Below are 12,105 nucleotides of genomic sequence, written 5' to 3'. Positions count from 1 at the left end.
GACCGGGCTATCCTGCATTGCCCAACGGTCGCTGATCAGCGACCGGAAACCAATCCGAACTCGATCAGGCCAGGTCGGACACCCCGAGAAAGATCGAGGTTAGTGATAGCACCTGATTGCGGCAATCGAGTATTGCACTACTCATGCAATCGGCGGGTAATGCGATCAGCATTGAACAATATCCGAAGAATGTTTTTCGATGCAAATTATTTGAGCGATGAACTATACGTACTCCCGCGAACAGTAATCGGACGGAAGAATTGTTGCCACCGCAGTAATCGGCGTACCAGGTAGGTGAATCATGGTTGCTGGTCAACGCAGCGCATTGATAGTTGCTTGCGATAACTATCTGGATCCGAGTCTCCGTAAGTTGCGAGCTCCGACCCGTGACGCCTGAGAAAGGACCGCCCCAGATGGTGCTTCCGCGCACACTGGCGAAATTGAACCGGCACGTGACGAACCCGATCCTCGGTCGGTTGGCCGGCAAAGTGCCCCCGATGAGCATGGTCGTCCACAAGGGACGAAAATCCGGGCGTCCCTATAGAACTCCGGTGTGGGCGTTCGAAAACGACGGTGTCTACCGGATCGCGCTGACCTATGGCCGCCATGTGGACTGGGTCAAGAACATCACGGCCGCAGGAGGTTTCGAGCTTGAGACCAAAAGTACTGTCGTGCTGCTCATCGATCCGGTGGTGGTGCAAGACGGTTCGGCTGGGTGGGCGCCACTCGGTGTGCGCCAGGCGCTGAAGGTCATGTCTGCGACGGACTATCTGCAGGCGCGTCCGGCTTGACAACCTGCCGAAGCCGAAACCTTTTGTCCGAGTAGACAAGAGGTTTCGGCAACCGCCACGAGGTCGATCCGGGTGTAACCGGATCAGTCAGTCCTGAACCGCCATGTCGGGACTTCCAAATTCAGGACACCGGATCGTCGACATGCCGCTTCGATGTGGGCGCGGACGATCAGCGAATCCAATTCCGTGTCGCTACCGGTGGTGGCTGCCACCTGCCCGACCTCAATGACTTGTTCTCGGGATCGGTGCCTTCGCTGTCGCGACCGGCGACCGCCAGCAGATCCATATCGATCGCGAGCGGGCTGCGGCGGCCCACTCGGCGCGATCATTCCGGCACGACAGAACTTCTCGACGTGTCGGTGCTGGGCGAGATCTCGGCCCGAGTGGTGTTCCGCACCACCGTGGAGATCGAGTGGAGCAAGCGGTCAGCGTGAGTGCCCGAGGCGGTCAGTCGCCAGTACTCGGTTCGGCACCCTGCACCGCCAGGGGCTCCGGTTTGCGTCGTTTTCGGCGGCGATTCGGCGCTGGAATTGTCCGGCGCGCCGCCGTGGGCCGACGGCAAGGCGGGTAGCCGTCTCCGCTGGTGGCGGTCGGTGTCGCGCTCAACGCGCCTCCAGTCTGTTATTCCTCCGTCGATGTTCTCCGGCGATACGCTGGCATTGGCGAAAGGTGAGTGCATGTTGCCTGGTGTCCGGAGAGATGCTGGTCGGATCACACCCGGCCCGATGACCGATGACGATCCGCCGCGGACGCGCCGTGAGGCGATGAAGCCTGTCACGGCGGAGTTGGCTGCTGCGGGTTTCGAGGACGCCGTGGAGATCGGGCGCGGGGGTTTCGGTGTGGTGTATCGCTGCACGCAGGCATCGCTGGACCGGACGGTCGCGGTAAAGGTTCTGACCTCGGAATTGGACGAAGACAATAAGGCGCGGTTCGTCCGGGAGCAGCGCGCGATGGGCCGGTTGACCGGGCATCCCAACATCGTCACCGTGCTGGAAACCGGCACCACCACCAGCGGGCAGCCATATCTGGTGATGCCGTACCACCCGCTGGATTCGCTGGATGCGTTTATCCGCGAGCATGGTCCGCTTCCTTTGGAGAAGGTGCTGCAGATCGGGGTGAAGATCGCTGGTGCGCTGGAGAGCGCACATCGTCTCGGTATCGTGCATCGGGACGTGAAGCCGGGAAACATTCTGCTCACCGAGTACGGTGAACCAGCGTTGACCGATTTCGGTATCGCGCACATCACCGGTGGGTTCCAGACGACTGCGAGCGTGGTGACCGGATCGCCGGCGTTCACCGCGCCGGAGGTGCTCGAGGGGGACGAGCCGACCCCGGCCGCGGATGTCTATGGGCTCGGCGCCACCCTGTTCTGTGCATTGACCGGGCATGCCGCGTTCGAGCGTCGTAGCGGTGAGAAGATGGTCGCGCAGTTCATCCGGATCACCACCCAGCCGGTGCCCGACCTGCGGGAGAACGGCATCCCCGAGGACGTGTCGGCGGTGGTGGCGACAGCGATGAGCCGCGACGGTAGGGAGCGGCCGTCGGCGGCGGCGCTGGGGCAGACATTTCGGCAACTGCAGCAGCGCCACGGGTTCGCGGTGGGCGAGATGGCGGTGCGAGGCGAACCGAATCTCGCCGATTCCGACCAGCAGCCACCGATGCGGGTAGCGCGCAAGCCGACGGCGGCTACTCGGGACTACAGTGGCAATCTGCCGCTCGAGTTGACCAGTTTCATCGACCGGCGCACCGAGGTATCGGAGCTGAAGAATCTACTGTCGAACGCGCGGCTGGTGACGTTGACCGGGACCGGGGGTGTCGGCAAGACGCGACTGGCGCTGCGGGCCGCGGCCAGTGCGCGACGTGGTTTCGCCGACGGTGTGTGGTTGATCGAGTTGGCCGAAGTGTCCGACCCCGCGCTGCTGGTCGACGTGGTGGCGGCCACCCTTGGTGTGCGCAACGAGTCGGCCAGCCCGTTGCTCGAGGTTCTGATCGGCTTCCTGAGCTCGCGAGAAACACTGCTCGTGGTGGACAACTGTGAGCAGATTGTGGATGCCGTGGCCAAGCTGACCGAGACGTTGCTGCGGACGTGTCCGGAGTTGCGGATCCTCGCCACTAGCCGCGAACCACTGAACATCGCTGGGGAAGCGTTGCTGCGGGTGCCACCACTGTCGGTCCCCGACCCCGACCGGGAACCGACCCTGGCCGGGCTGCCCGGTTTCGATGCGGTGACGTTGTTCGTGGACCGCGCCGCGGCAGCGGTGCCGGGCTTCGAACTCGATGAGGGCAACAAGGCCGCCGTCACCGGGATCTGCGCCCACCTGGACGGGTTGCCGCTGGCGATCGAGCTGGCCGCGGCCCAGATGCGCATGATGTCACCGCAGCAGATCCTGGCCCGGCTTACCGACCGGTACGCGCTGCTCACCCGCGGCAGTCGCACAGCCCCGACACGGCAACAGACGCTGCGATGGAGTATCGACTGGAGCTACGAGTTGTGCACTGGGACCGAACAGCGGCTGTGGGCCCGGATGTCGGTGTTCGCCGGCAGCTTCGAACTCGACGCCGTCGAGCAGATATGCGGCACAGACCTAGCACCGGACACGCCGCTGGATGTGGTTTCCTCGCTGGTCGACAAGTCCATCCTGATCCGGGAGGAATCCGATACCGCCGTGCGTTTCCGGATGCTCGAGACAGTTCGCGGCTACGGCCGGGAGAAACTACGAGAGTCCGGCGAAGACACTGAGCTGCGCCGACGCCACCGCGGCTGGTATCGGCAGTTGGCGTTGGACGCGGAAGCCGGGTGGATCAGCGACCGGCAGCTCGACTGGATCATCCGCCTCGAACACGAACTACCCAACCTGCGCGAAGCGCTCGAATCCTGCCTGTCCGAGAACACGCAGGAAGCCGCTGAAGCAGGGCTGCGCACCACAGCGGCACTCTACGACTTCTGGAGCTTATCCGGTCAGTATGGGGAAGGCCGATCGTGGATCGACCGCGTTCTCGCCCACCCTGCCGCGCAACCGGTACTCGACCGCATCAAGGCGTTCTGCGTCGGCTGCCAACTGGCCGCGCCGCAGGGGGATGTCCAGTCTGCGGCCGCCCTGCTGGAGCAGGCACGAGTGCTCGCGGAACAGGCCCCCGCTCCCGCGAGCCAGGCGCAGATCGCGTATGCGACCGCCCTTCTCGCACTCGCTAGCGGCGAAACGGTCAACGTAGCGTCCTCCCTCGAACATGACATCGAGACACTCAGCTGGGACAGGACGGGCGCTCTCTACATCGGTACCCTGACCATCCTCGGCTGGGCATATGAGCTTCGCGGCGACATGACTCGAGCAACCGAGCATTACCGCCGGGTATTTTCCATTACCGAAGCGCAGGGCGAACTGCTCTTTCGTTCGGCTGCGCTACGCGGATTGGGTGTGGCTGCATGGCAGCAAGGTGAGCGGGACAAAGCTCAAAACCTGCTCGAGGAAGCGCTGCGAGTCAACCGTCGGCCAAGTAGCCCGGTGCTTACCGCGTTCAGTCTCGAGGCACTGGCCTGGACTGTCGCCGACCAGGGCGACGCCGAGCGCGCGGCCGTGCTGCTGGGAGCCGCGCAAGGAAGCTGGCTCGTGGGTAGCAGTGTTGGAGCTGTCTTCCCGGAAATGGCGCGCTTTCACGAAAATTGTGAGCAGACAACGCATCGCATCCTCGGCACCCGCGCATTCGATGCGGCCTTCCGCCACGGTCAGGCGATGGGGATCGGCGCCGCTGTGGCGTACGCGCTCGGGGAACAGCCCGCCGATACCGCGCGCGCATCCACGAAATTGACCAAGCGTGAGCTGCAGGTCGCCGACCTCATCGCTCAGGGACTCAGCAACAAGCAGATCGCCGCCAAACTCGTGATCTCGCACCGCACCGCCGAAGGCCACGTCGAACACATCCTGACCAAACTCGGCTTCACCTCACGCTCTCAGATCGCGGCCTGGATCGTGCAGGAAACCAAACAAGAGAGTCTGTGAGCCCCACTATGTGTTGTGAAGCTCGTATTATTCGCTCCCCCAACGGATTTCGTCACTTCTGACCTGCGTCGATCCGGCCTGATGTTTGCACCGGATGCGACAAAATTTCGCCGATCTGCATCCTCAGATCCTCAGACTGATGCCGAGTCCCGGCACCCAGCCGCGTTCACCGATTAGCGGCCAGCACTGCCGCGAGCACAACGCCTCACAGCATGAGGACTTGACTCAAGGGACTCAAACGCTACGTCGCCCGCGAGGTCTTCCCGATCATCAAAGACGCACTGTCACCTGGCGAAACAGCCCCCGCGACGACTTGACAAACATAGGGGCGTCATCACGCTCCATCGCCAGCTCGGCGTTCTCCCGCCGAAGCCGTTGCAGCTCTTCGCGTTCGGACTCGCTCAACCCGCCATCGGACTCGTTCGCCCGCCGCTGCTGCCGATCCCGCGCCACCCACGTCGTCAGCGTCGCCTCGTTGACCCCCAGCTCACAGGCGATCTGGGCGATCGGCCGCCCGGTCTCCCGCACGATCCGGATCGCTCCCTCACGGAACTCTGAATCGAACTTGCGTCTCTTCTCCGCCATCTACTTATTCGTGAACGATCCGGAACTCCGGGCCCGGGACACCTGCACTGAAACTGACCTTTGAAGGTCTCCCGGGAGGCAGGGTGGTCGTGTCCGGCAGCATCGGATCTTTCGGATCGGGCGCGGTGACTGGTGCTGCGGGCGCCACGCTCTACCGCAGCGGCCTTCCTGCTGTCCGACGGACACCTGCCGCTACCGCGAACCGGCGAGTTCTGCGTTGAGACCGCGTGCTGTCGTGCCGCGGGAGACTGCTGCCGCGATCTCTGTCCGCCATCTGGGATGCGAACCCTCAGGCCAGACCGGGACGAAAACGGCAGCGACGGGTGGTCGCGTCCGGCATGGCACGGCGTGTCGGCCGGGTCCGGCCACCGTCACCGATTGGGATTGCTCGTGGTTCGAGCCCGCCTGCACGATCGCACACCCTGCATTTCGGGAGCCTTTTGGAGCTCTGAGATAGACCGGTGCCGTGCGGGTGAGCTGGGATCGCGAACAGCTCATCGGAGGCAAGCCCCAGAGGCTCGTAAGTAGGGCGCTGCGCGTTCTCGCCCGGGTTTTCCGGACCCAGCACCACCCACTCAATCTGATGCGGGGATGGCCTGGCCTCATGGAGGGACGAAAATTGAACCATTACTGCGGTATCGACTGGGCGGAAGGGCACCACGACATCGCCGTCGTCGACCAGCACGGCACGCTGGTAGCGAAGAAGCGGATCGGCGACGACCCGGCCGGGTTCGCCGAGCTGACCGAGCTGCTCGCCAGCGTCGGCGACAGCGCCGAAGACCCGATCCCAGTTGCGATCGAAACCCCGCGTGGACTCATGGTCGCTTCGCTACGCAGCTCGGGACGCCCGGTGTTCGCGATCAACCCGATGGCGGTCGCGCGTTACCGCGAACGCCACTCCGTGGCCTGCGCCAAGTCCGACCATGCCGACGCCATGACGCTGGCCAACATCTTGCGCGTCGACTCGCATGCGCACCGGCCGATGCCCGTCGACAGCGAACTCGCCCGTGCCATCGCGGTTTTGGCGCGGGCTCAGCAGGACGCGGTCTGGCGGCGCACCAAGGCCGGCAACGAGCTGCGCAGCCTGTTGCGCGAGTACTACCCGATGTTCTGGACGCCTTCGCGGTCAAATCCGCCACCAACCTCGCCAAACCGGAGGCCCGCGCCATCCTGGCGATCGCGCCGACCCCCGCCCACGCGGCCAAGTTGACCAAGACCAGGGTTACCGCAGCGTTGCGCCGGGCAGGTCGCCAGCGCGGCATCGACCGGCTCGCCACCGACATCATCGAAGGCTTGCGGAAACCGCAACTGCGGCAACCGGAATCGGTGGAACAGGCGATGGGTCGCCAAGCGTCGGCGTTGCTCGCCATGCTCGACGCCGCATGCGCCGGCGCCGCCGAACTGGAGCAGGTCGCGGCCGAGGAGTTCCGCAAGCATCCGGACCACCGCATCATTACGAGTTTCCCGGGGTTGGCCGACCTGACCGGCGCGCGGATACTCGCCGAGATCGGTGACGACCGCGCCCGGTTCACCGATGCACGCGCGTTGAAGGCCTACGCCGGATCCGCTCCGGTCACACAGGCATCCGGCAAGGTCATCTCCATCACCCATCGCCGCATCAAGAACGACCGCCTGGCCGCGACCGGCTGGGTCTGGGCCAACCACCCTTGTCCTCCACTCCGGCCCCGCCCGAGACCACTACCGACACCGCCGCGACCACGGCGATCGCCATGTGCCAGCGGTCCGGCACCTGTTCAACAAGATGCTCGGCCAGCTCCACCACTGCCTGCAAACCCGCCAAACCTACGACCCGATCAAGGCCTTCGGACACCCCATCGACACACCGAGCGAATCCGCAGCTGCTTGACAGTTAGCAAAATCGGAGGTCTGGCCTTTCCTCTATGGTCCGGCCTCCACGATATGAGGGGAATCGCACTCTGCCTGAATGGCCGAGTGTCTGGCACCATTACCGTCCGGACGATGACGCCAGAACTGGGGTCCTGATGGTCGTGACTGTGGCGGTGGAGATCTCGCTGTCCGATATCGTTGAATTGAGTTCTCTGCGTGAACATCTGGCTCGTGTTCCTGGGGTTGAGGTCCGCCAAGTCGGAGTGCCGCCGATGCCGGGCGAGCAGGGCGCTTGGGACTTCCTGCAAGTTGCTGCCGCAGGCGGGGGCGCTTTGGTGGTGGCGATCAAGACCATCCCGGAGTTTCTCCCGATGCGGATGTCCCCTGAAGACAGTCGAATTCATCCCTAGCCGCGCGATGCGGTAAGGCGATCACGTCGAGCCGGGAAGTCTAGCCGTGGCGCCTCATGGCCTGCGACGTGTCGCATCGCCCCGCGCCGCAACTGTGCTCAGTGTCGCTGGACGCGGGCACAGCATCCACGGTAATGACCCCGACGCCGATGGCGAGGTCGCCTAGCTTGTCCCGACCTGCCAATTTCCTGGCCAGCCTGATAAGTCACCACCTCAGCAATCGACAACGACCGTTCGACATACCTCATTTTGCGGTAACTCGCGACCGACGATCAGGCATGGAATCGGTGCCCTGAGCGCACCGTCCGACGCGGCCGGACCTGACGGAGCACCAGGCGAAAAGGACGGCGCGCCATGAGCGTGGAGATGATCGCCTCGTTGGCCTTTCTGCGACTGACAGCCCAGCGGCGAATGTCGACGCCCAGAGGGCGCACGCGCCCGAATCCGTGCGCCGGAGAAGTCCCGCGCGTTGCGCCCCCAGCCCCCTCTGTGGCGACATAGAATCTGATCACACGGGTCTGGAGGGGATTGGGGGTGGCGGCGGGCTTGTATTTCCGGAAGTCGTTGAATGCCGGTCCGTTTCGGGTCAACTTCTCGAAGTCCGGCGTGGGCGGCAGTGTCGGGGTTCGCGGGTTGCGGGTCGGTTCCGGACCACGCGGTACGTATGTTCATGTCGGTGCGCACGGCGTCTATTACCGCCGCGTGCTGTCTTCCCAATCTGGCGCCCGCGCCGTCCCGATTCCGTCCACAGCCCGCTTGACGTTCGATGCGGCGGATATGGCCGATACGACCGGGCTCGACGCATCGCAACTGCTGCCGACCGGACCGGGTGAACTAATCGAGCAGCTGCTCGCCGCGAGCAGATATCAGCTGCTATTACCATGGGCAGCAATAGCATTGGTGATGACTATCGGTGTCGCCGCTACGTCGAAAGTGCTGTGGATGCCGATCGCTGCCCTGGTTGTGGGCGTGCCCGCATTGGCGTGGTTGTGGTGGTGGGAACACGGGAAACGGACAGCGACAGCAGTGTATGAGGTGAGTGGGCCCGTCGCGGCCTGGTTCGCCGAGTTCTGCGAGGGCCATCGTGCGATGGTCGGCTTGGGCGGGGCTTGGCGGGTCGAGGCATCCGCGACCATCGTCGGCACCTACGGATACAAGGTCAGCGGCGGAGCCGATGCCGCGGTCAAACGCAAGCCGATCGCGCGCAGCCTGAAAGCACCCCGCGTGCTCACCACCAATATCGCGGTACCGACGATCTCCCACGACCGGCACGCATTGCTATTCCTGCCCGATCGAATCCTGGTGCGCTCCTTCGAAGATTGGAGCGATGTCGACTACCAACATGTGCGCGTGACGTGCACTCGACAGCGAGTCATCGAGTACGAGCAGCCGCCCCGCGACGGCACCCAGGTCGACACGACATGGCAGTTCGTCAACGTTCGCGGCGGACCCGACCGCCGATACCGCCGCAACCCCCAACTACCAATCATGGAATACGGACACCTGACGCTGACCGCCTCGAACGGCCTGAGCTGGGTGATCGACTGTTCCCGCCCCGAGGCCGCCGAGAGATTCGCAACCGAGCTGTCGAACCGCCCGGGTAACACCGAGAAGCAATGCCACACAACGGATTCCGTCAGTGAAGATCGACTACACCCGGTTCCCGGTTTGTGTCTTCTGCTGAGGTCTCTCATACGGGGTCTGGGCGTCGAGTCCGCCGTGGGGCCGGTGGTAGTTGTAATAGTCTTGCCACTCTTTGAGTTTCGCGTTGAAGATGTTCACGTCGTCGATGACGACCCCGTCGAGTAACCGGTAGAACTCCTCGGTGTCGATGCGGTTAGAGCGCTCTACCTTCCCGTTCAATCGCGGGGTGCGGGGCTTGATATAGACGTGGTTGATGCCCTTGTCGAGCACGTGCCAGTGGAATCCGGACTGGAACTCCGCGCCAACGCGATGGGCCGTCGGCAAGCAATTGCCCGCCGACGGCCCAGCCACATCCACCGTCAGAGGTAGGTGTACGAGACCCCGCTGCTGGTTCCTCCCGGGGTGGTGACGGTGACCAGTATCGTCCCGACGGTGCCGGACGGGGCGATCGCGGTGATCTGGGTGTCGGAGTCGACACTGAACGAGGTTGCCGGGGTGCCACCGAAATTCACCGCGGTCGCACCGGTCAGATTCGTCCCGGTGATGGTGACCGTGTTCCCGCCGGCCGCCGTCCCCGAAGTCGGACTGACCGCGCTTAGGGTCGGCACCGCCGCGTAGGTGAAGGAGACGCCGTCGACGGTTCCTCCCGCGGTAGTGACGGTGACCAGTACCGTCCCGGCCGACCCGGCAGGGGTGACCGCCGTGATCTGGGTGTCGGAATCGACACTGAACGAACTAGCCGGTGTGCCACCGAAATTCACCGCGGTCGCACCGGTCAGTCCTGTGCCGGTGAGCACGACCGTGGTCCCACCTGCCACCGGACCGGCGTTCGGCGCGATGGCGGTCAGCGTCGGCACCGCGACGTAGGTGTAGGAGACCCCGTTACTCGTTCCACCCGCGGTGGTGACGCTGACCAGTACCGTCCCGACCGCCCCAGCAGGCACGATGGCCGTGATCTGGGTGGCGGAGTCGACGCTGAACGAGGTCGCTGGTGTACCACCGAAACTCACCGCGGTCGCACCGGTCAGGTTCGTCCCGGTGAGCACGACCGCTGCGCCGCCGGTTACCGGGCCGGCGTTGGGCACCACTATGGTCAGCGTGGGAATCGCCGCGTAGGTGTAGGCGACCCCGTTGCTGGTGCCACCTGCGGTGGTGACGGTGACCAGTATCGTCCCCGCCGACCCTGCGGGGGCGACGGCGGTGATCTGCGTGGCGGAGTTCACGACGAACGAGGTCGCCGGGGTGCCACCGAAACTCACGGCAGTGGCCCCGGTCAGGGCTGTGCCGGTGAGCACGACGGTGGTCCCACCTGCTACCGGACCGGCGTTGGGTACCACTGTGGTCAGTGTGGGCACCGCGACGTAGGTGTAGGTGACGCCGTTACTCGTGCCACCTGCGGTGGTGACGGTGACCAGTATCGTCCCGGCCGCACCTGCGGGGGCGATCGCCGTGATCTGGGTGGCGGAGTCGATCGTGAACGAGGTCGCCGGTGTGCCACCGAAATTCACCGCGGTCGCACCCGTCAGATTCGTCCCGGTGATGGTGACCATGGTTCCGCCTGCTACCGGACCGGCGTTGGGTACCACTGTGGTCAGTGTGGGCACCGCGACGTAGGTGTAGGTGACGCCGTTGCTGGTTCCGCCGGCTGTGGTGACGGTGACCAGTACCGTTCCAGCCGACCCTGCGGGGGCGACGGCGGTGATCTGGGCGGCGGAGTCCACGACGAACGAGGTCGCCGGTGTGGCACCGAAACTCACTCCGGTCGCACCCGTCAGGGCTGTGCCGGTGAGCACGACCGTGGTCCCGCCGGTCACCGAACCCACGTTGGGCACCACCGTGGTCAGCGTCGGCACCGCCGCGTAGCTGTAGGCGACCCCGTTGCTGGTGCCACCCGCGGTCGTGACCGTGACCAGTATCGTCCCGGCCGCCCCTGCGGGGGCGACGGCGGTGATCTGGGTGGCGGAGTCGATCGTGAACGAAGTCGCCGGGGTGCCACCGAAATTCACCGCGGTCGCACCCGTCAGGTTCGTGCCGGTCAGCACGACCGTCGTCCCACCGGCCACCGGACCAGCGTTGGGGACGATGGCGGTCAGGGTGGGAACCGCAACATAGGTGTAGGAGACCCCGTTACTCGTGCCACCCACGGTCGTGACCGTGACCAGTACCGTCCCGGCCGCCCCTGCGGGGGCGACCGCCGTGATCTGGGTGGCGGAGTCGATCGTGAACGAAGTCGCCGGCGTGGCACCGAAATTCACCGCGGTCGCACCCGTCAGGTTCGTCCCGGTGAGCACGACCGTCGTCCCGCCGGTCACCGGACCGGCGTTGGGCACCACCGTGGTCAACGTCGGCACCGCAACATAGGTGTAAGTGACGCCGTTGCTGGTTCCACCCACGGTGGTGACCGTGACCAGTACCGTCCCGGCCGCACCTGCGGGGGCGACCGCCGTGATCTGGGTGGCGGAGTCGATCGTGAACGAAGTCGCCGGGGTGGCACCGAAATTCACCGCGGCGGCACCCGTCAGGTTCGTCCCGGTGAGCACGACCGTGGTCCCGCCGGTCACCGGACCGGCGTTCGGGGCGATGGTCGTGAGGGTGGGAACCGCGACGTAGGTGTAGGAGACCCCGTTACTCGTTCCACCCACGGTGGTGACCGTGACCGACACCGTTCCGGCCGTCCCGGCGGGGGCGACCGCGGTGATCTGCGTCGAGGAGTCCACCGTGAACGAAGTCGCCGGGGTGGCACCGAAATTCACCGCGGTCGCACCGGTCAGGGCTGTGCCGGTCAGCACGACCGTGGTCCCGCCGGTCACCGGACCAGCGTTGGGGACG

At 65.0% G+C, this 12,105-nt stretch carries 6 protein-coding genes and 2 pseudogenes; 5 read left to right on the top strand and 3 right to left on the bottom strand.

Annotated elements, in window-relative coordinates:
* Positions 1-413 precede the first annotated feature (413 nt).
* Together ACFYOW_RS28815 and ACFYOW_RS28810 are read left to right on the top strand one after the other, a co-directional pair.
* A complete protein-coding gene (locus tag ACFYOW_RS28815) occupies positions 414-791 on the top strand; it encodes a nitroreductase family deazaflavin-dependent oxidoreductase (RefSeq protein WP_387293059.1) in 378 nt (125 codons plus the stop codon).
* A 725-nt stretch (positions 792-1,516) separates the two neighbouring features.
* Entirely contained in the window at positions 1,517-4,789 is a 3,273-nt protein-coding gene (locus ACFYOW_RS28810; protein ID WP_387293057.1) for a protein kinase, read from the top strand.
* Positions 4,790-5,059: 270 nt separating this feature from the next.
* On the opposite strand, the gene ACFYOW_RS28805 is transcribed toward ACFYOW_RS28810, so the two are convergent.
* Complete coding sequence (locus tag ACFYOW_RS28805; RefSeq protein ID WP_387293055.1) at positions 5,060-5,374, bottom strand: transposase; 315 nt, start codon at positions 5,372-5,374, stop codon at positions 5,060-5,062.
* 604 nt (positions 5,375-5,978) lie between these two features.
* Between ACFYOW_RS28805 and ACFYOW_RS28800 the strand changes: the two are divergent.
* From ACFYOW_RS28800 to ACFYOW_RS28790, 3 genes and pseudogenes are all read left to right on the top strand, one after another.
* Positions 5,979-7,241 (top strand): annotated as a pseudogene (locus ACFYOW_RS28800) (IS110 family transposase).
* 148 nt (positions 7,242-7,389) lie between these two features.
* Positions 7,390-7,632, top strand: coding sequence for a hypothetical protein (locus ACFYOW_RS28795; protein WP_387293053.1), 243 nt, complete (start codon positions 7,390-7,392; stop codon positions 7,630-7,632).
* Between the two features lie 534 nt (positions 7,633-8,166).
* Positions 8,167-8,319 (top strand): annotated as a pseudogene (locus tag ACFYOW_RS28790) (DUF4236 domain-containing protein); the annotation flags it as partial.
* Positions 8,320-9,282: 963 nt separating this feature from the next.
* Here ACFYOW_RS28790 and ACFYOW_RS28785 read toward each other — a convergent pair.
* Entirely contained in the window at positions 9,283-9,546 is a 264-nt protein-coding gene (locus ACFYOW_RS28785; RefSeq protein ID WP_387293255.1) for an integrase core domain-containing protein, read from the bottom strand.
* 89 nt (positions 9,547-9,635) lie between these two features.
* Positions 9,636-12,105: beta strand repeat-containing protein (locus ACFYOW_RS28780; RefSeq protein WP_387293051.1), on the bottom strand; the 2,470-nt coding region annotated here is incomplete at its 5' end.

It is taken from the genome of Nocardia sp. NPDC006982 (assembly GCF_042869435.1).
Lineage (GTDB): Bacteria > Actinomycetota > Actinomycetes > Mycobacteriales > Mycobacteriaceae > Nocardia.
This window is presented reverse-complemented; position numbering and strand designations above follow the sequence as displayed.